Genomic DNA, 19,464 nt, shown 5'->3' on the forward strand with positions numbered 1-19,464 from the left:
GACATGGCCAGGCCGGTGGCCTGGCCTTGCCTGCCGAAGGGGCGCGGCAGGAGCCGCGTCGCGGCCTGCAAGGCCGATCGATGTACTCATCGAGCGAGGGGCATCATGTTTGAACCAGGCCGCCTCGTGATGGTCGACATTCCCGGCACGTCGCTGGACACCGAGACGGCCGCCTTCCTGCGCGAGCAGAAGATCCGCTCGGTCTGCCTGTTCCGCAAGAACCTCGGCACCGAGGAAGAGGTGAGGGCGCTGGTGCGCGACCTCGCCGCGGTGCTCGGCCCCGAGGCCTTGATCGGCATCGACCAGGAGGGCGGCGCCGTCGTGCGTGCCACCTTCCTGCCCCAGCCTCCCTCGGCCATGGCGCTCGGCGCTGGCGGCGATGCCGCTCGCGCCGAGGCGGTGGGCGCGGCGGTCGCTCGCGGCCTCAAGTCCCTGGGCATCAACTGGAACTTCGCGCCGGTGCTGGACGTCAACAACAACCCGGCCAACCCGGTCATCGGCGAGCGCAGCTTCTCGAACGACCCCATCGAGGTGACCCGGCTGGCCGGCGCGTGGATGCGCGGCTCCCTCGGCGAGGGCGTGGCCTGCTGCGTCAAGCACTTCCCCGGCCACGGCGACACCCACGTCGACTCCCACCATGCCCTGCCCACGGTGGACAAGTCGCGCGCCGAGCTCGACGCGCTGGAGCTCGTGCCCTTCAAGGCCCTGGCGGCCCAGGCGCCGGCCATGATGACGGCCCACATCGTCTATCCGCAGATCGACCCCGACCGACCCGCCACGCTGTCGCCGCAGCTGCTGCGCGGCATCCTGCGCGACGACTGGGGCTACGACGGCGTCGTCATCACCGACGCGTTGATGATGAAGGCCGTGGCCGACCGCTTCGGCTACGCGCGCTCCGCCGTCATGGCCATCGAGGCCGGCGCCGACATGGTGCTGGCCCAGGGTTCGAAAGCCGAGCAGCTCGTCGCCATCGACGCCCTGCGCGAAGCCTTCGCCGATGGCCGGCTGACCCGCGCCCAGGGCGAGGCGGCCGATGCGCGCCTGGACCGCCTGGCCGCCGCCTACCCGGCCCGTGCCGTGGACGATGGCGCGGCCCGCGCCGCCGACCATGCGCTGATGGCCGAGGCCTGGGCGGCGGGCCTCACGGCGCTGCGAGGCGCACGGCCGCCGGCCCTGGGCCAGCCCATCCGCGTCATCGTGCAGGGCGACGTGCCGACCGACATGGTGTCCGAAGCCGGCCCCACCGGCCGCCAGGCCGTGGCCCTGTTCGCCGCCTTCACGGACGCGCAGGTCCAGATGGTCGACGACATCGCTCAGCTCGACTGGGCCAGCGTGCCGCGCGACGGCCGCCTCAACGTCCTGGTGTCCACGCGCCGGGCCCGTTATGGCCTCGCCGCCGCCGGCTGGCGGCCCGACCTCCACCTCGCGCTGTGGAACCCCTTCCAGGCCCTGGACGTGGCCGGCCCGACCGTGCTGACCTGGGGCTTCGCGCCGGGGGCACTGGCGGGGCTCAAGGCCTGGCTGGAGGGCCGCGCCGAGGCCGGCGGCCGCGCGCCGCAAGGGTTGCAGTGATGCAGGCCCGCACGCCGATGCGGTGGGTGCCGACCCTGTACTTCGTGCAGGGCATGCAGTTCTTCGTCGTCATGCTCATCGCGGGCCTGATGTTCAAGAACCTGGGCGTGGCCAACGACCAGATCGCCCGCTGGACGGCCGTGCTCGGCCTGGCCTGGGCCATCAAGCCGCTGTGGAGCCCCTTCCTGGAGCTGGCCCGCAGCAAGAAGCTCATCGTCGTGGCGACGCAATACGTGGGCGCCGCGGGCCTGGGCCTGATGGCCCTGGCCCTGCACCTGCCGCACTGGTTCGGCGCGGCCATCGTGGTGCTCTTCCTGATCGCCTACGCCTCGGCCACCCACGACATCGCCTGCGACGGCCTCTACATGGCCTCGCTGGACGACAAGCGCCAGGCGGCCTACGCCGGTTGGCAGGGCGCCTTCTTCAACGGCGCGCGCTTCTTCATCACCGGCGTGGTGCTCAAGCTGGCGGGCTACCTGGAGGGGCAGGTGGGCGTGTTCAACGCCTGGTCCGGCGTGTTCCTCATGCTGGCCGTGCTGGTGGCCGTGCTGGCGACCTACAACGCGCGCTTCCTGCCCGGCGCCTTGAGCGCCGCCCCGAGCGCCGGCACTGCGGCCGGCGTGGCGGCCATGCTCAGGGACGTCGTCGTCGACTTCTTCCGCAAGCCGGGCATCTGGCGCGCCGTGCTCTTCATCGTCATGTTCCGCTTCGCCGAAGGGCAGGTGCAGACCATCGGGCCGCTCTTCCTGCTGGAGGCGCGCGACAAGGGCGGGCTGGGGCTCACGACCGGCCAGGTGGCCGATGTCTACGGCTGGGTGGGCACGGGCGCCTTCCTCGTGGGCTCGGTGCTCGGCGGCTGGGTGACGAGCCGGCTGAGCCTGCGGCGCGCGATGCCCCTGCTCGTCGTGGCCATGGGCGTGCCCAACGCCACCTTCTATTACCTGGCCGCGGCGCTGCCCCAGGACATGCTGCACATCGGCGTCGCCGTCGGCGTGGAGATGTTCGGCTACGGCTTCGGCTTCGTCGGCATGATCCTCTACATCATGCAGGCCGTCGCGCCCGGCCGCTTCCAGACGGCCCACTATGCGCTCGGTTCGGGCGTCATGCAGCTGGGCTTCGTCTTCAGCAAGTCCATCAGCGGCGACGTCCAGCTCGCCATGGGCTACCGGCATTTCTTCGCCTGGACCATTGCCTGCGGGCTGCCGGCGCTGCTGCTGCTGTTGTGGGTGCCGATGCCGCGGGCGCGCGGCGGCGCCGAGGCGGTGCCGGCATGAAGCCGCTGCCGCTGCTGCTGGCGCTGGCCGCCCTGCCAGCCTGGGCAGGCGGCGAATTCTTCGACGACTTTTCGCAGAAGGACCTCGACGGCCTGCGCGCCGATGGCTGGGTGCTGCGCGAGGGCAGCGGCCACCCCGGCCTGCCGGGCGCGCGCTTCGCGCCGGGGCAGCTGTCATTGGAGGGCGGGCTGCTGAGCTTGCGGCTCAGCACTGACGGCCGGCCCGAGCACACCACGCTCGCCCAGCTCTGCGGGCCGCGCAAGTTCCTCGTCGGCACCACGGCAGCCCGCGTGCGGCTGCGCGACACGCCCGGCTCGCGCGATCCCGTCATCCAGAGCTTCTTCCTCGCCGGCCCGCTGCGACACGACTACGACCCCGATTTCAGCGAGGTCGACTTCGAATACCTGCCCCACGGCGGCTGGGGCGAGCCCGAGACGCGGCTGTACGGCGTCAGCTGGCACACGGTGCGGCTGGACCCTTGGGAGTCCTTCAACCAGGCGTCCATCGTGCAGGGATCCTTCGACGGCTGGCAGTTGCTGACGGTGCAGGTCGAGGCGACGCGCACGCGCCACTATGTCAACGGCCGGCTGATCGGCGAGCACACGGGGCGCAACGTGCCGAGCCAGCCCATGGCCATCGCCTTCAACCACTGGCTCTCTGCCGGCGCCGCCGAGGGCGAGCCGCGCAGCCACGAATTCGAGGTCGACTGGGTGCTGCACGAGGCCGGCAGGACGCTCACGCCCGCCGCCATGCAAGCCCGCGCCGACCAACTGAAGCGTCAGGGCCGGGCCCGCGTCGACACCGTGCCCGATTCAGGGCTGACCAGTGAATGCAACTTGTGAGGCAGGGATGAAGGCTAGCGAACACGGCCACGGAGGCACGGAGGCACAGAGGCAGCGAAAGCCCTTTCTCTCTGCGGCTTTGTGCCTCGGTGGCTTTGTTTTGTCTTTGTGGGCGGGGCCGAGCGAGGCCGAGGTGGCGCGCCCCGTCGTCGGCACCTACGTCCTGGCCGAGCGTGGCGTCGACGTCGTCGACCGATTGCCGCCGGGGCGGGTGACCCATCTGCTCTATGCCTTCCTGCTGGTCTGCGGCGAAGGCCAGCGCGCGTCGGAGGCCGAGGCCTGCCGCGGCCAGCCGAACTTCGGCATTGCGCCGCATCCCGACCAGGCGAGGTTCACCGCGGCCTTCGAGCGGCTGAAGGCGCGTGATCCGCAGGTGAAGGTGCTGGCCTCGGTGGGCGGCTGGGGCGGTTCGGACCCCTTCTTCCACCTGGCGGCCACGGCCGAGGGGCGGGCCGCCTTCGTGGGCGCCGCCATGCGCTGGCTGCGCGAGCACCCGGTCTTCGACGGCCTCGACATCGACTGGGAGCACCCGGGCTCCAACGGCGCCGTCAACGGCGTGGCGCTGGGCAGCCCGGCGGATGCCGGCAACTACGTGCGGCTGATGCAGGACCTGCGTGCGGGGCTGGATGCGCTCGGCCGCGAGATGGCTCCGAATGGGGGCAGGCGCTATGCGCTGACCACGGCGATCGCGACCACGCGCGAGCAGCTCGCCCGCATGGACATGGGCCGCGCGGCGGCGTCGCTGGACCTGGTGTTCATGATGACCTACGACTTCGCCGGGCCGTGGACGAAGCAGGCGGCCCACCACACGCCGCTGCGCAGCGCGCGCCCCGGCGAGGACGGCAGCCTCGAGGCGTCGGTGGCCAACCTGCTGCGAGACGGCGTGCCGGCGGACAAGCTCGTGGCCGGCGTGGCGATGTACGCGCGCGGCTTCGACGGCGTGCAGGCCGACCGAAGCTATGCCCGCCCCTGGCCCAACGAGGACGGCTCGCTGGCCTTCAAGGACATCGGCGGCCTCGTCGGCATGAAGCCGCGGTTCGACAAGGCCACGCAATCCTGGGCGCTGGTCGGCGGCGGGCGCTTCGTGGGCTACGACGACCCGAGGGCGGTGCGCGCCAAGCTGGCCTTCGCCAGGCGCCAGGGCCTGGCCGGCGTCTTCGCCTGGGAGCTCAGCCAGGACAACGGCGAGATCCTGGACGCGATGAACGGCATTCGTCCGGCCGCGAGATGACGCCGGCCCCCGTGCCCGAGGTTTTGCGCGGCGCGCCCGCCCGGCGGTGTTGAAGGAGGATGGCATGCAGGCGATGCGGGAATTGGCCGGCGTCACGTGCGAGCGCTTCGAGCGCGAGGTGCTGCCCGCTTACGAGCCGGTGGTGATGCGCGGCCTGGTGGCCGGCTGGCCCCTGGTCGCCCAGGGCCGTGCGGGCCTGGAGCCCTGCCTGCGCTACCTGATGGGCTTCGACCTCGGCCGGCCGGTGGATGCCCTGCTCGCGCGGCCCGACCCCTCGCGCGCCTTCGGCTTCGCGCCGGGCCTGGACGGCTTCAACTTCGCCCGCGACAAGCGCCCCTACGCGGCCCTGTTCGAACAGCTTTGGCGCTACAGCCACTTTCCCGAACCGCCCAGTCTGGCGGCGCAGAGCGCGCTGGTGGCGGAGGCCCTGCCGGGCCTGGAACAGGCCAACGCCTGCCCGCTGCTGGACGCGACCGTCGCGCCGCGCATCTGGATCGGCAACCGCGCCACGGTGCCGGCGCATTTCGACGACTCCCACAACGTCGCCTGCGTGGCCGCCGGCCGGCGCCGCTTCACGCTGCTGCCGCCGCAGTGCGCGCCACGGCTCTACCTGGCCGCGCCCGACCATGCGCCCACCCCCGCGCCCATGTCGGTGGTGCCCGATCTGCTCCAGGCCGACCCGGCGCGCTTTCCCCTGCTGGCCGAGGCGCTGCCGCAGGCCCGCGTGGCCGAGCTGGAGCCGGGCGACGCGATCTACATCCCGCCGCTGTGGTTCCACCAGGTCGAGGCGCTGGCGCCCCACCTGAACGTGCTGATGAACTACTGGTGGCGGCCCGAGGCCGCATCGGGCCGGCGCGACGACCTGCATCTCGCCGCTCTGCGCCTGGCGATGCTGGCCCTGCGCCACCTGCCCGACGGCGAACGCGAGGGCTGGCGGGCCCTGTTCGACCACTACGTGTTCGGCGCGCGCGGCGAGGCGCTGGCGCATATCCCCGAGGGGCAGCGCCACCTGTTCGGCGAACTCGACGTGGAGCGGGACGCAGCCTTGCGCAAGGACATCGCCGCGCGGCTCGGCGCCGGCGGCTGAGGCTCACCAGAGGTAAAGCTGCAGGGGCGAGGACCGACAGGTCCCCGTGCTGTTGGCCTGGATGTCAGGGCGTGTACGTCAGTGTCCAGACCGGCCGGCCGTTTTGGTTGGTCGAGGTTCCTCCTCAGGCAAACAAAGGAAGCGCCGCAGCGCTTCCTTCAATTGATTGCCGAACCGCGCCAGGGCAGAGTGCCCGGCGGATTCATTGATCAGAACTTCAGACGTGCGGTCAGGTAGAACTGACGGCCGTTGCGGTAGATGCCGCGCGGCTGGACCTCCGACGCGTAGTACTTCAGCTTCGGGTCGTTGAGGTTTTGCGCATCCAGGCTCAGCGCGAAGTTGCTGTTGAACTTGTAGCCGAGCGACGCGGACAGCACGCCGTTCCCCTTCTGGTAGTAGTCGGTGCCGCGGTCGGTGCCGATGAAGATGTCGTCGGTGTAGCTGTAGTTCACGCGCGCCGAGAACTGGTCGTTCTCGAAGAATCCGCCCAGGGTGAAGGAGTTCTTCACGTCACCGCGCAGCACGTGGCCATCGGCATCGTGGCCGTCGGCGTAGGTGTAGTTGGCGTTGACGCCGAAGTTGTTCGCGATCGGCGTCTCGAATGCGAACTCCAGGCCGGTGACGGCGGCCTTCTTGTTGGTCAGGCCCGTGATCGTGAATTGACGGTTGACCACCTGCTGGGTGGAGCCGCCGCCGGTGTTGCCGAGCAGGACCGGGTAGGTGGCGCTGAACGTGCCATTGGTGATGTAGCTGGCCATCTCCATGTGGAAGGCGCCCATGGACACGAAGGCGCGCGGGGCGAAGTACCACTCGATGTTGGCGTCGAAGTTGGTGGAGCGGATGGGCTTGAGGTCGGCATTCCCTGCCGTACCGCCGCCGCTGGCGTTGTTGTCCAGGAACATGCCGGTCGTGTTCAGCGACGTGAAGGCGGACAGGGCCGTGTAGTCTGCGCGCGTGACCGTGCGGCTCAGGGCCAGTCGGCCGACCACGTTGCGGGTCACGTCGATGCGGACGCTGGCGCTCGGCAGCAGGTCGGTGTAGCTCCGGTCGGCCGTCGTGGCGGTGAAGTCGCCGAACGCGGACGACACATCCGGCTTCTCGCCCGGGAAACTGGGCCGGAAGGCGCCGGAAGACTGTTTGGTGTGCACGGCCCGCACGCCGATGTTGCCGCTCCAGCCGTCGCCCTCGAGATTGCCTTGCAGGTAGGCTGCCGTGGTCGTTTCCTTGACGCTGTATTCCCCACCGTCGAAAGGCGAACGGCGGGCGATGGGGTCGCGGTTGGTGACGCGGCTGTTGTATTCGGCCAGCGCGTTGGCCGGGATGTAGGCGATGCCGGTCGGGAAGCCGCCGCCCAGGCCGCTGCCGAAGTTGCCGGGATAGGCTCCGCTGAATGCGGGCAGGGTGTAGGGAGAGTTCTGCGGGGCGTCGTTGCCATTGGCGTCGGCGCAGGCGCTCGGCAGGCTCCAGGTAAAGGGTGTCACGCGGTAAGGCGTGCCGCTCGCGCAGCCGGGGCCCTGGTTGAGCGTCGCATCCGTGTATCGCTTGTGCTCGGCGCCGCGCACGCCGAACTTCAGGCTCTTGAGAGCCCCCATGTCCAGGGTGTACTCGCCGTCGACCTGGGCCCAGGTCTCCTTGTCGTGCACGATGACGTGCTCCGTGCCGAAGATCCAGTCGAAGCCCTGGGTCGGCGTGGTGAAGCCGAAGGCCGGCGCCGTGTCATTGCCTTGAAGGGCATAGCTGGCCCGGGTGGTGGAAATGTGGGTCTCCACCACGTCTTGGGCGAGCGTCTGGCCCTTGCCCTTGGACGTGCCGGCGTTCGCGGAGAGCGTCAGCGCGTTGTTGACCTTCCAGGAGCCATCCAGGCTGAAGAAGTTGCTTTGCGCGGAGGCCTTGCGCGAGATCTGGTCGAAGTAGCCGGCCGTCGAGGGGGCCGCCCAGTTGAACGTCGCCTTGCTCAGCGTCTTCACGCCCTTGCTGTCGGTGACGATCTGGTAGTCCGAGATGGTGGAGCTGTTGATCAGGCCGGCACGCGGCGCAATCATGTAATTGCGGTTGTAGTTGTCCGCGTCCATCTTGGACGAGAAGCCGGTGAGCGTCAGGTCCACGTCCTGCGTCGGCTTGAATTCGGCGCGAATCAGGCCGCCCTTGCGTTCACGCTCCTGCGTGAAGTAGGCGGCGCCGATCAGGTCCGGGGTGTAGACGCCTTCCAGGTCGCCGTGAGCCTTGATCAGGTCGGCGGCGTTGTCCTTGGTGAGCTGATTGATGAAGCCCAGCGTTTCGACGCCGTCGCGGCGCAGGTGGCGCTTTTCGGAGAACGCCTGCACGAGCACGCCGAAGGTCTTGCTGTCGTCGCGCCAATTGAGCAGCGCGCTCAGTTGAGGGTCGGTCTTCTTCGGCAGGTTGGCATAGACGGCGCCCACGCCGGCTTCGAAAGTCAGCGCCTTGGAGAACTCCAGGGGCTTGCGGGTGATGATGTTGACCGAGCCGGCCGTGCCGCCTTCCACCAGCGACGCCTCCGCGCTCTTGCGCACCTCCACGCGGTTGACCAGCTCGGAAGGTAGCAGCGAGTAGCTGACGCTGCGGCCGACGCCGGCGCCGGTCTGGTCCAGCACGAACCAGTCGCCGTTGGCGATGCCGTGGCCGTCCAGCAGGGTCTGCGTCAGGCTCGGGTTGGTTCCGCGCAGCCCGACCCGGTCGCGCTCGTCGAAGCCACCGGAGCCTCCGGCGGGGCTGTTCAGGATGGTCACGCCAGGCACCCGCGCCAGGGAGTCGGCGACGTTCTTGTCGGGCATCTTGCCGATGTCTTCGGCCGAGATGACGTCGATGTGGGTGTCGGCATTGCGCTTGACGTTCAGGGACTTTTCCTGCGCAGCGCGGATGCCGGTCACCACGACCGTCTCCAGCTGTTGCTGCTGCGCCGGTGTCTGCTGGGTCTGCTGGGCAATGGCGGCACCGCTGGTGGCGCCAAGCAGGGCGATGAGAACCGCCTGCGAGATGGGGGTCTGCTTGACCTTCATGGAATGTTCCTCGTTATGGCCGATGAAATCGTGGGCAGGCGGTGGCTGCTTTCGCTTCAGTTGCATACCACCTTCAGTCCGGTGCGCGGAGCGGAGCCTTCTCGGTGCTTCCGCGTCCAGTGCCATGCCACTTTAACGATTGATAAAGCCACTTTGCTACCAGTTTCGAACGAGGGGTTTCCCCAGTGTCCTCAGGGAGTGGCTCGGTTCGGGGCTTCCTCTTCTGTGGAGCTGACGTTTGCGGCCGTAAATTGGTATTAGATTGGTTTTGTGGCCTGTTGTGCCGTAGCGACGCCGGGGTTCTCGGGGTGTGTGCGGCGCGGCGGCGGGCGCTGGTGTCGCAGTGGTCGCTGCGGATGGCCGCATCGGCTGGGCGGCGAGTGGCCGGCCGAAAGTGCAGGGGCTCTGTTGCGCAGCGCAAGCCCTGTGCTATAGTTGCGGGCTTGCCTCAGGAGGGGTGGCCGAGTGGTTAAAGGCAGCAGACTGTAAATCTGCCCGCATTGCGTACGCTGGTTCGAATCCAGCCTCCTCCACCAAGACCTGCAGCGTGCTGGGGTCGAGGAAGGGCAGTTGCAAGGCTCCCAGGGCGGGAGTAGTTCAATGGTAGAACCTTAGCCTTCCAAGCTAATGACACGGGTTCGATTCCCGTTTCCCGCTCCACCGGCGAGCGGCTTGGTCGGCCAGCGTCGATACCGGTTTGCCAGCCAGTCCTCTGGCGTCAAACCCGTGCCGATGCCCATGTGGCTCAGTGGTAGAGCACTCCCTTGGTAAGGGAGAGGTCACGCGTTCGATCCGCGTCATGGGCACCACACCTTTCTTTTTCTACTCGTCTCAACGGGTTCGCCTCAGGAGCGCAAGATGGCAAAAGGCAAGTTTGAACGGACCAAGCCGCACGTGAACGTGGGCACGATTGGTCACGTGGACCACGGCAAGACCACGCTGACGGCGGCGATCGCCACGGTGCTGGCGAGCAAGTTCGGCGGCGAGGCCAAGGCCTACGACCAGATCGACGCGGCTCCGGAAGAAAAGGCCCGCGGCATCACGATCAACACCGCGCACGTCGAGTACGAGACGGCCAACCGCCACTACGCGCACGTCGACTGCCCCGGACACGCCGACTACGTCAAGAACATGATCACGGGTGCCGCCCAGATGGACGGCGCCATCCTGGTGTGCTCGGCCGCTGACGGCCCGATGCCCCAGACCCGCGAGCACATCCTGCTGGCCCGCCAGGTCGGCGTGAAGTACATCATCGTCTTCCTGAACAAGTGCGACATGGTCGACGACGCCGAGCTGCTGGAGCTCGTCGAGATGGAAGTCCGCGAACTGCTCTCCAAGTACGACTTCCCCGGCGACGACACCCCCATCATCAAGGGCTCGGCCAAGCTGGCGCTGGAAGGCGACAAGGGTGACCTGGGCGAACAAGCCATCATGCGCCTGGCCGACGCGCTGGACAGCTACATCCCGACGCCCGAGCGCGCCGTGGACGGCGCCTTCCTGCTGCCGGTGGAAGACGTGTTCTCCATCTCGGGCCGTGGCACGGTGGTGACCGGTCGCGTGGAGCGCGGCATCGTCAAGGTCGGTGAAGAAGTCGAGATCGTGGGCATCCGCGACCTGCAAAAGACCACCGTCACGGGCGTGGAAATGTTCCGCAAGCTGCTGGACCAGGGCCAGGCGGGCGACAACGTCGGCATCCTGCTGCGCGGCACCAAGCGCGAAGAAGTCGAGCGCGGCCAAGTGCTGGCCAAGCCCGGCTCGATCAAGCCGCACACGCACTTCACGGCCGAGGTCTACGTGCTGAGCAAGGAAGAAGGCGGCCGCCACACGCCGTTCTTCAACAACTACCGTCCCCAGTTCTACTTCCGCACGACGGACGTGACCGGCGCGGTGGAGCTGCCCAAGGACAAGGAAATGGTCATGCCCGGCGACAACGTCGGCATCACCGTGAAGCTGATCGCCCCGATCGCCATGGAAACCGGCCTGCGCTTCGCCATCCGTGAAGGTGGCCGCACCGTCGGCTCCGGCGTCGTCGCCACGATCATCGAGTAAGTTGTAAAGGCCGCAGGGGCATAGCTCAATTGGCAGAGCGTCGGTCTCCAAAACCGAAGGTTGGGGGTTCGAGACCCTCTGCCCCTGCCAACAGTCGCTGATCACGACGGTTGGTTTCCCGGCAACAAGGCATCGGCCCGCGAGAGTGATCTCGGCGGGCCTTGCTGCTGATGGCGACAGCCGCCGCAGCGTTTGAAAAAGCCGTCAAGGACGCAGGTCCGGCGCGGCACGTGAAAGACAAGAGATGGCGAATCCCCCCCAAGTCGAGACCGTGACCAGCGGCGCCGACAAGGCCAAGCTGGCCGTCGCGGTGCTGTTGCTGATCGGCGCGCTGGCGGCCTATTACGGCCTGGCCAAGCAAGGCGCGTTGGCCCAGTGGGCCTCGCTGCTGGTGCTGCTGGCGGCCGGCGTGGCGGCTTTCTTCACCTCCGAGCACGGCAGGGCCCTCATCGCCTACGGCCGCGACTCGTCGCGCGAGGTCAAGAAGGTCGTCTGGCCGACTCGCAAGGAGGCCACCCAGATGACGGGTTATGTGTTCGCCTTCGTCGTCGTGATGGCGCTCTTCCTGTGGCTGACCGACAAGACGCTGGAATGGGTCCTGTACGACCTGATCCTGGGCTGGAAGCGCTGATCGCAAGGAATTTCGATGTCTGAAGAACAAGTCGTCACGCCCGAGGCTTCGGCTGGCCTGCCCAAGCGCTGGTACGTCGTCCATGCCTATTCGGGCATGGAGAAGGCCGTCGAGCGCAATCTGCGCGAGCGCATCGATCGCGCCGGCATGCAGGACAAGTTCGGCCGCATCCTGGTGCCGACGGAAGAAGTCGTCGAGCTGAAGAACGGCAAGAAGGCCGTCACCGAGCGCCGTTTCTTCCCCGGCTATGTGCTGGTCGAAATGTTCATGGACGACGAGTCATGGCACCTGGTGAAGCACACTTCCAAGGTGACGGGCTTCGTCGGCGGCGCCAAGAACCGTCCTGCTCCGATCTCGGAAGCCGAGGTCATGAAGATCGTCAACCAGATGCAGGAAGGCGTGGAAAAGCCTCGCCCGAAGGTCGAGTGGACGGTCGGCGAGATCGTCCGCGTGAAGGAAGGCCCCTTCACCGACTTCAACGGCTCGGTCGAGGAAGTCAACTACGACAAGTCCAAGGTCCGGGTGTCCGTCACGATCTTTGGCCGTGCCACGCCAGTCGAGCTGGACTTCGCGCAGGTCGAGAAGGTTTGACGAAGCAGCCGCTTCGTTAAACCCCGCAGCGGGGCCTAAGGCAAGGTTGGCGGCTAGAATGCTGGGTTCGGTCGGCGTCCCCTAAAACGTCGACCCGTGACCAGTCTGCAACGAGAGGCGGACAAGAGGAGCAAAGGTAAGGGCCTGGCCCGAGTCCGATGCGTTAGCACTCAGGCGATCCCGCAGGCCGCGGGCTCGCTGGATTGGAGAAAACATGGCCAAGAAGATTGTCGGCTTCATCAAGCTGCAAATTCCGGCCGGCAAGGCAAATCCTTCGCCGCCGGTGGGTCCCGCGCTGGGTCAGCGTGGCCTGAACATCATGGAGTTCTGCAAGGCGTTCAACGCCCAGACGTCCGGCGCCGGCTTCGAGCCCGGCATGAAGCTGCCGGTGGTCATCACCGCCTTCGCCGACAAGAGCTTCACCTTCGTGATCAAGTCGCCCCCGGCGACCGTGCTGATCAAGAAGGCCGCCAAGATCGAGAAGGGCTCGCAGCGTCCCCACCTGGACAAGGTCGGCAAGCTGACCCGCGCCCAGCTCGAAGAGATCGCCAAGATCAAGACCAAGGACCTGACGGCCGCCAACCTGGACGCCGCGGTCAAGACCATCGCCGGCTCCGCCCGCTCGATGGGCATCATCGTGGAGGGTGTCTGACATGGCCAAGCTCACCAAGAAGCAAAAGGCGCTGGCTGGCAAGGTCGAGTCGACCAAGCTCTACGCGCTGTCGGAAGCCCTGGATCTCGTCAAGAGCCTGGCGACCGCCAAGTTCGATGAGTCCATCGACGTCGCCGTGCAACTCGGCATCGATGCCAAGAAGTCGGACCAGGTCGTCCGTGGCGCTGTCGTGATGCCCAACGGCACCGGCAAGACCAAGCGCGTCGCCGTCTTCGCCCAGGGCGCCAAGGCTGAAGAAGCCAAGGCCGCCGGTGCCGACGTCGTCGGCATGGAAGACCTGGCCGAGCGCGTCAAGGCGGGCGACATGCCCTTCGACGTGGTCATCGCTTCCCCCGACACGATGCGTGTCGTCGGTACGCTGGGTCAGATCCTCGGCCCGCGCGGCCTGATGCCGAACCCCAAGGTCGGCACCGTGACCCCCGACGTCGCCACCGCCGTCAAGAACGCCAAGGCTGGCCAGGTCCAGTTCCGCGTCGACAAGGCCGGCATCATCCACGGCACCATCGGCCGTCGCTCGTTCGACACCGACAAGCTGGAAGGCAACCTGCGCGCGCTGATCGAGGCCCTGAACAAGGCCAAGCCGGCGTCCAGCAAGGGCATCTACCTGCGCAAGGTCGCCGTGTCCTCGACCATGGGTGTTGGCGCCCGCGTCGAAATCGCGTCGATCAACGCGCAATCCGCCGCGGCTTGAACGGCAGCCAGGCCGCAAGGCCTGGGGTACTGAATCTGCCCGGGGCGAGTCTGGCTCCGGACAACAAGATTGGTGGGGCGCCGACCGGGCAACCGGGCGGCGCGTCATCCAAGACCGCTGGTGGAGACCCCTTAAATCCTGGTGCAAGCCGGGAACCAGCGCAGATGGCGGTCCCGCTGAAGGGTTTTCTGCTCCGAGTGATCGGGGTGAGTTCCTGACAGATGGTCGCTGAATCCCTGGCGCTCCAAGGCTGCAAGGCCTGAAGAGCAAATGTGAGGAGTAGACCTTGAGTCTCAATCGCAACGAGAAAGCAGCCGTCGTGACCGACGTGGCAGCGCAAGCCGCCAAGTCGCAAACGCTTGCGCTGGCCGAGTACCGTGGCCTCACCGTGGAAGCCTTGAACAAGCTGCGCGTCGACGCGCGGTCCAAGGGTGTCTATCTTCACGTGCTGAAGAACACCCTGGCCCGTCGCGCCGTCGCCGGCACCCCGTTCGAAGCTGCTGCGGAGAGCATGGTCGGCCCGCTGATCTACGGCTTTTCGGAAGACGCTGTCGCTGCGGCCAAAGTCATCGCTGACTTCGCCAAGACCAACGACAAACTCGTCATCAAGGGCGGTGCCTACGGCGGCAAGGCTCTGGACGTCAACGGCGTGAAGGCGCTGGCGGCTGTCCCGAGCAAGGAAGTGCTGCTGTCGCAAATCGCCGGCCTGCTCAAGTCGCCGGTGCAGCGCACCGCGGCCGTGCTGGCTGCCCTGGCCCAACAGCGTGGTGGTGGCGCCGAAGCCGCTCCCGCCGCTGAAGCAGCCGCGGCCTGATCGACGAATCACGCGTTATTCGCAAACACACTCTGTATTTAGGAATTCATCATGGCATTCGATAAAGACGCTTTCCTGACCGCCCTGGACAGCATGACCGTCCTGGAACTCAACGACCTGGTCAAGGCGATTGAAGAGAAGTTCGGCGTGTCCGCCGCTTCGATGGCCGCTCCGGCCGCCGGTGGCGCTGCTGGCGGCGCCGCTGCCGCCGCTGAAGAGAAGACCGAGTTCAACGTCGTCCTGACCGACGCCGGCGCCAACAAGGTGTCCGTCATCAAGGCCGTCCGCGAAATCACCGGCCTGGGCCTGAAGGAAGCCAAGGACCTGGTCGACGGCGCTCCGAAGCCCGTCAAGGAAGGCATTGCCAAGGCCGACGCCGAAGCCGCTCTGAAGAAGCTGGTCGACGCCGGCGCCAAGGCCGAACTCAAGTAATTCGATCGGCGCTCGGCTACTGCGCCGGCCGGTCTCGGGCCTTCGATGCTCACCGCACGTCAGTGCGGTTCCGCGTCTCAAGCCCGACCTCGACCGGCTCGCTACGCCGCTCGCCGACCGAATCTCGTGCTTCGGCCGAGGTTCAAGAAAGGGGTTGCCTCAGGGCTTCCCCTTTTTCGTCTTTGCGGGTTAATCCCCGTTGAGAACAGCTGAAAGCGTTGCGCAGCGTATGATGCGCAGTTCTTTCACGTGTTCTCTGATCCGACTGCAGAGAGCCAGTTTGGTCGGACTTTGGTGCAATGCCAGAGTTGTCCGCCAGCGGTTGGTAGTGGCCAACCACCAAGCGAGGCAGCCGCCTGTTCTGGGCGGATGAGCCAGCCAGTCGCCGACGCGGTGCGTCCCACGGCCGGGGATGCACTCGATACGGAGTGTTTATGGCGCAAGCAACCCCCTACAGCTACACCGAGCGCAAGCGGATCCGCAAGAGCTTCGGCAAGCGCGAGAGTGTCCTCAACGTCCCCTATCTGCTGACGATGCAGAAGGACAGCTACGTAGCCTTCCTGCAGAAGGACGTGGCCCCCGTCAAGCGCAAGCCCGAGGGCTTGCAGGCCGCCTTCCTGTCGGCGTTCCCGATTGTTTCGCACAACGGTTTCGTCGAGATGAAGTTCCTCGAGTACAACATCGCCAAGCCGCCGTTCGACACCCGTGAGTGCCAGCAGCGGGGGTTGACCTACGCCGCCGCCGTGCGTGCGCGCCTGCAGATGATCATCTACGACCGCGAGTCGCCCCAGGCGAAGACGGTCAAGGAGATCAAGGAGCAGGAGGTCTACATGGGCGAAGTGCCGCTCATGACCGACTACGGCTCCTTCATCGTGAACGGCACCGAGCGCGTCATCGTCTCGCAGCTGCACCGTTCGCCGGGCGTGTTCTTCGAGCACGACAAGGGCAAGACGCACTCGTCGGGCAAGCTGCTGTTCAGCGCCCGCATCATTCCCTACCGCGGCTCCTGGCTGGACTTCGAGTTCGACCCGAAGGACATCCTCTACTTCCGCGTCGACCGCCGCCGCAAGATGCCGGTCACCATCCTGCTCAAGGCCATCGGCCTGAACCCCGAGCAGATCCTGGCCCACTTCTTCGTGTTCGACAACTTCCGCCTGATGGACGTCGGCGCGCAGCTCGAATTCGTGGCCGACCGCCTCAAGGGTGAAGTCGCCCGCTTCGACATCGTCGACAAGTCCGGCGCCGTCATCGTCGAGAAGGACAAGCGCATCACGGCCCGCCACGTGCGCCAGCTGGAGCAGTCCGGCACCCAGCACATCTCGGTGCCCGAAGACTTCCTGGTCGGTCGCGTGCTGGCCAAGAACATGATCGACGCCGACACCGGCGAGATCATTGCCAAGGCCAACGACGAGCTGACCGAGTCGCTGCTGAAGAAGCTGCGCGCTGCCGGCGTCAAGGAAATCCAGTGCCTGTACACCAACGAGCTGGATGAAGGCGCCTACATCAGCCAGACGCTGGCCTCCGACGAGACGGCCGACCAGCTCGCCGCCCGCGTGGCCATCTACCGCATGATGCGCCCCGGCGAGCCGCCGACGGAAGATGCCGTTGAGGCCCTGTTCAACCGCCTCTTCTACAGCACCGACACCTACGACCTCAGCCGCGTCGGCCGCATGAAGTTCAACGCGCGTGTCGGCCGTGACACGCCGGAAGGCACGATGAACCTGTCCAACGAGGACATCCTTGACGTCGTCAAGATCCTCGTCGAGCTGCGCAATGGCCGTGGCGAAGTGGACGACATCGACCACCTGGGCAATCGCCGCGTGCGCTGCGTGGGCGAGCTGGCCGAAAACCAATACCGTAGCGGCCTCGCCCGCATCGAGAAGGCCGTCAAGGAGCGTCTGGGCCAGGCCGAGACCGAAGCCCTGATGCCGCACGACCTGATCAACTCCAAGCCGATCTCCGCGGCGCTGAAGGAGTTCTTCGGTGCGTCGCAGCTGTCGCAGTTCATGGACCAGACCAACCCGCTGTCTGAGATCACGCACAAGCGTCGCGTCTCGGCCCTGGGCCCGGGCGGTCTGACCCGCGAGCGCGCCGGCTTCGAGGTGCGCGACGTGCACCCGACCCACTACGGCCGCGTCTGCCCGATCGAAACGCCTGAAGGTCCGAACATCGGCCTGATCAACTCGCTGGCCCTGTACGCCCAACTGAACGAATACGGCTTCCTCGAGACGCCGTACCGCCGCGTGGTGGACGGCAAGGTCACCGACCAGATCGACTACCTGTCCGCCATCGAGGAAGGCAAGTACGTCATCGCCCAGGCCAACGCGACGCTGAACGCCGGCGGCGAGCTGACCGACGAGTTGGTTTCCGCCCGTGAGAACGGCGAATCGGTGCTGACCAGCCCCGAGCGCATCCAGTACATGGACGTGGCCCCGACGCAGATCGTGTCGGTCGCCGCATCCCTCGTGCCGTTCCTCGAGCACGACGACGCGAACCGCGCACTGATGGGCGCCAACATGCAGCGTCAGGCCGTGCCGGTGCTGCGTCCCGAGAAGGCCTTCGTGGGCACGGGCGTCGAGCGCGTGGCTGCCAAGGACTCCGGTACGGTCGTGGCCGCCCGCCGCGGCGGCGTGGTCGACTATGTCGACACCAACCGCATCGTGATCCGCGTGAACGATGACGAGACGGTGGCTGGCGAAGTCGGCGTCGACATCTACAACCTGATCAAGTACCAGCGTTCCAACCAGAACACCAACATCCACCAGCGTCCCATCGTCAAGCGCGGCGACAAGGTGGCGGCCGAGGACATCATTGCCGACGGCGCCTCCACCGACATCGGCGAGCTGGCCCTGGGCCAGAACATGCTGGTCGCGTTCATGCCCTGGAACGGCTACAACTTCGAGGACTCCATCCTCATCAGCGAACGCGTCATCGCCGAAGACCGTTACACCTCGATCCACATCGAGGAGCTGGTGGTCAATGCGCGTGACACCAAGCTGGGCGCCGAGGAAATCACCCGCGACATCCCCAACCTGTCCGAGCAGCAACTGGGCCGCCTGGACGAGTCGGGCATCGTCTACATCGGTGCCGAGGTGAACCCGGGCGACGTGCTGGTGGGCAAGGTCACGCCCAAGGGCGAGACCACGCTGACGCCGGAAGAAAAGCTGCTGCGCGCCATCTTCGGCGAGAAGGCATCGGACGTGAAGGACACGTCGCTGCGTGTCGACCAGGGCACGAGCGGCACCGTCATCGACGTGCAGGTCTTCACCCGCGAAGGTATCCAGCGCGACAAGCGTGCCCAGCAGATCATCGACGACGAGCTCAAGCGCTTCCGCCTGGACCTGAACGACCAGCTGCGCATCGTCGAGGCGGACGCCTTCGACCGTATCGAGAAGCTGCTCGTGGGCAAGGTCGCCAACGGCGGCCCGCAAAAGATCGCCAAGGGCACCGTCATCAGCAAGGACTACCTCGCCTCCGTCGAGAAGTTCCACTGGTTCGACGTGCGTCCGGCGGACGAGGACGTCGCCAACCAGCTCGAATCCATCAAGAACTCGCTCGACCAGACCCGCCACAGCTTCGACCTGGCTTTTGAAGAAAAGCGCAAGAAGCTGACGCAGGGCGACGAGCTGCCCGCCGGCGTGCTGAAGATGGTGAAGGTCTACCTCGCCGTCAAGCGCCGCCTGCAGCCTGGCGACAAGATGGCCGGCCGTCATGGCAACAAGGGTGTGGTGTCCAAGGTCGTGCCGATCGAAGACATGCCCTACATGGCCGACGGCACGCCTGCCGACATCGTGCTCAACCCGCTGGGCGTGCCTTCGCGGATGAACGTGGGCCAGGTGCTGGAAGTGCACCTGGGCTGGGCCGGCAAGGGCATCGGCCAGCGCATCGGCGACATGCTGCAGCAGCACAGCAAGGTGGCTGAACTGCGCAAGCTGTTCGACGAGCTCTACAACCAGAGCGGCGGCAAGACCGAGAACATCGACGAGCTGACCGACGACGAAGTGCTGGAGATGGCTGGCAATCTCGCCAAGGGCGTGCCCTTCGCGACCCCGGTCTTCGATGGTGCCAAGGAAGAAGAGATCCGCGGCATGCTGAAGCTGGCCTACCCGGACGACATCGCCGCCAAGAAGGGGCTCACGGCCACGCGCACCCAGGCCTGGCTGTGCGACGGCCGCACGGGCGAGCAGTTCGAGCGCCCGGTCACCGTCGGCTACATGCACGTGCTCAAGCTGCACCACCTGGTGGATGACAAGATGCACGCCCGCTCGACCGGCCCGTACTCGCTCGTCACGCAGCAGCCGCTGGGCGGCAAGGCGCAGTTCGGTGGCCAGCGCTTCGGCGAAATGGAAGTGTGGGCGCTGGAGGCCTATGGCGCGTCCTACATCCTGCAGGAAATGCTGACGGTCAAGTCCGACGACGTGAACGGCCGGACCAAGGTCTACGAAAGCATCGTCAAGGGCGAGCACGCCATCGAGGCGGGCATGCCCGAATCGTTCAACGTCCTGGTCAAGGAGATTCGCTCCCTTGGCATCGACATTGAACTGGAACGCAATTAAGGAG

At 66.7% G+C, this 19,464-nt stretch carries 14 protein-coding genes and 4 tRNA genes; 17 read left to right on the forward strand and 1 reads right to left on the reverse strand.

From position 1 onward, the window contains the following. Positions 1-105 precede the first annotated feature (105 nt). The 5 genes from nagZ (at position 106) to LXT12_RS25050 (ending at position 6,006) form a co-directional block, all read left to right on the forward strand. Entirely contained in the window at positions 106-1,572 is a 1,467-nt protein-coding gene (nagZ, locus tag LXT12_RS25030; protein ID WP_233395030.1) for a beta-N-acetylhexosaminidase, read from the forward strand. A 17-nt stretch (positions 1,573-1,589) separates the two neighbouring features. After that, entirely contained in the window at positions 1,590-2,846 is a 1,257-nt protein-coding gene (locus LXT12_RS25035; RefSeq protein ID WP_233395082.1) for an MFS transporter, read from the forward strand. Beyond that, complete coding sequence (locus LXT12_RS25040; RefSeq protein ID WP_233395031.1) at positions 2,843-3,688, forward strand: glycoside hydrolase family 16 protein; 846 nt, start codon at positions 2,843-2,845, stop codon at positions 3,686-3,688. Before LXT12_RS25035 ends, LXT12_RS25040 begins: the two co-directional genes overlap by 4 nt. Before the next feature lie 133 nt (positions 3,689-3,821). Continuing rightward, complete coding sequence (locus LXT12_RS25045) at positions 3,822-4,919, forward strand: glycoside hydrolase family 18 protein (RefSeq protein WP_233395032.1); 1,098 nt, start codon at positions 3,822-3,824, stop codon at positions 4,917-4,919. Between the two features lie 64 nt (positions 4,920-4,983). After that, complete coding sequence (locus tag LXT12_RS25050) at positions 4,984-6,006, forward strand: cupin-like domain-containing protein (protein WP_233395033.1); 1,023 nt, start codon at positions 4,984-4,986, stop codon at positions 6,004-6,006. A gap of 209 nt (positions 6,007-6,215) precedes the next feature. On the opposite strand, the gene LXT12_RS25055 is transcribed toward LXT12_RS25050, so the two are convergent. Continuing rightward, positions 6,216-9,023, reverse strand: a complete 2,808-nt coding sequence (locus tag LXT12_RS25055) for a TonB-dependent receptor (protein ID WP_233395034.1) — start codon at positions 9,021-9,023, stop codon at positions 6,216-6,218. A gap of 451 nt (positions 9,024-9,474) precedes the next feature. Between LXT12_RS25055 and LXT12_RS25060 the strand changes: the two genes are divergently transcribed. The 12 genes from LXT12_RS25060 to rpoB all read left to right on the forward strand — a co-directional run bounded on the left by LXT12_RS25060 (position 9,475) and on the right by rpoB (position 19,460). Further along, positions 9,475-9,559, forward strand: a tRNA-Tyr gene (locus LXT12_RS25060). 50 nt (positions 9,560-9,609) lie between these two features. After that, a tRNA-Gly gene (locus LXT12_RS25065) sits at positions 9,610-9,683 on the forward strand. Positions 9,684-9,757: 74 nt separating this feature from the next. After that, positions 9,758-9,832, forward strand: a tRNA-Thr gene (locus LXT12_RS25070). 49 nt (positions 9,833-9,881) lie between these two features. After that, entirely contained in the window at positions 9,882-11,072 is a 1,191-nt protein-coding gene (tuf, locus tag LXT12_RS25075; RefSeq protein WP_233395035.1) for an elongation factor Tu, read from the forward strand. Between the two features lie 14 nt (positions 11,073-11,086). Then, a tRNA-Trp gene (locus tag LXT12_RS25080) sits at positions 11,087-11,162 on the forward strand. A 154-nt stretch (positions 11,163-11,316) separates the two neighbouring features. Further along, positions 11,317-11,703 carry a preprotein translocase subunit SecE gene (gene secE, locus LXT12_RS25085; RefSeq protein ID WP_233395036.1) on the forward strand — a complete coding sequence of 129 codons (387 nt, stop codon included), beginning with the start codon at positions 11,317-11,319 and terminating at the stop codon, positions 11,701-11,703. 15 nt (positions 11,704-11,718) lie between these two features. Next, positions 11,719-12,294 (forward strand): transcription termination/antitermination protein NusG, encoded by a 576-nt coding sequence (nusG, locus tag LXT12_RS25090; protein ID WP_233395037.1) that lies wholly within the window; start codon positions 11,719-11,721, stop codon positions 12,292-12,294. 214 nt (positions 12,295-12,508) lie between these two features. After that, positions 12,509-12,946 carry a 50S ribosomal protein L11 gene (gene rplK, locus LXT12_RS25095; RefSeq protein ID WP_233395038.1) on the forward strand — a complete coding sequence of 146 codons (438 nt, stop codon included), beginning with the start codon at positions 12,509-12,511 and terminating at the stop codon, positions 12,944-12,946. A 1-nt stretch (position 12,947) separates the two neighbouring features. Continuing rightward, the gene (gene rplA, locus LXT12_RS25100; protein WP_233395039.1) at positions 12,948-13,658 is read left to right on the forward strand and encodes a 50S ribosomal protein L1; all 711 of its coding nucleotides are present in this window, start codon (positions 12,948-12,950) and stop codon (positions 13,656-13,658) included. Positions 13,659-13,944: 286 nt separating this feature from the next. Beyond that, positions 13,945-14,472: a 50S ribosomal protein L10 gene (rplJ, locus tag LXT12_RS25105; RefSeq protein ID WP_233395040.1), complete on the forward strand. Its 528-nt coding sequence runs from the start codon at positions 13,945-13,947 to the stop codon at positions 14,470-14,472. Between the two features lie 51 nt (positions 14,473-14,523). Beyond that, on the forward strand, positions 14,524-14,904 hold the full coding sequence (rplL, locus tag LXT12_RS25110; RefSeq protein WP_233395041.1) for a 50S ribosomal protein L7/L12: 381 nt from the start codon (positions 14,524-14,526) through the stop codon (positions 14,902-14,904). A 434-nt stretch (positions 14,905-15,338) separates the two neighbouring features. Then, on the forward strand, positions 15,339-19,460 hold the full coding sequence (gene rpoB / locus LXT12_RS25115; RefSeq protein WP_233395042.1) for a DNA-directed RNA polymerase subunit beta: 4,122 nt from the start codon (positions 15,339-15,341) through the stop codon (positions 19,458-19,460). Positions 19,461-19,464 lie beyond the last annotated feature (4 nt).

Origin of the sequence: Pelomonas caseinilytica, assembly GCF_021353235.1 — a bacterium.
Taxonomy (GTDB): domain Bacteria; phylum Pseudomonadota; class Gammaproteobacteria; order Burkholderiales; family Burkholderiaceae_C; genus Pelomonas; species Pelomonas caseinilytica.

Bases quoted from the DNA above. Each gene is read 5' to 3' on its own strand.
- nagZ (WP_233395030.1), top strand. From the start codon at position 106: ATGTTTGAACCAGGCCGCCTCGTGATGGTCGACATTCCCGGCACGTCG.
- LXT12_RS25035 (WP_233395082.1), top strand. From the start codon at position 1,590: ATGCGGTGGGTGCCGACCCTGTACTTCGTGCAGGGCATGCAGTTCTTC.
- LXT12_RS25040 (WP_233395031.1), top strand. From the start codon at position 2,843: ATGAAGCCGCTGCCGCTGCTGCTGGCGCTGGCCGCCCTGCCAGCCTGG.
- LXT12_RS25050 (WP_233395033.1), top strand. From the start codon at position 4,984: ATGCAGGCGATGCGGGAATTGGCCGGCGTCACGTGCGAGCGCTTCGAG.
- LXT12_RS25055 (WP_233395034.1), bottom strand. From the start codon at position 9,023: ATGAAGGTCAAGCAGACCCCCATCTCGCAGGCGGTTCTCATCGCCCTG.
- tuf (WP_233395035.1), top strand. From the start codon at position 9,882: ATGGCAAAAGGCAAGTTTGAACGGACCAAGCCGCACGTGAACGTGGGC.
- secE (WP_233395036.1), top strand. From the start codon at position 11,317: ATGGCGAATCCCCCCCAAGTCGAGACCGTGACCAGCGGCGCCGACAAG.
- nusG (WP_233395037.1), top strand. From the start codon at position 11,719: ATGTCTGAAGAACAAGTCGTCACGCCCGAGGCTTCGGCTGGCCTGCCC.
- rplK (WP_233395038.1), top strand. From the start codon at position 12,509: ATGGCCAAGAAGATTGTCGGCTTCATCAAGCTGCAAATTCCGGCCGGC.
- rplA (WP_233395039.1), top strand. From the start codon at position 12,948: ATGGCCAAGCTCACCAAGAAGCAAAAGGCGCTGGCTGGCAAGGTCGAG.
- rplL (WP_233395041.1), top strand. From the start codon at position 14,524: ATGGCATTCGATAAAGACGCTTTCCTGACCGCCCTGGACAGCATGACC.
- rpoB (WP_233395042.1), top strand. From the start codon at position 15,339: ATGGCGCAAGCAACCCCCTACAGCTACACCGAGCGCAAGCGGATCCGC.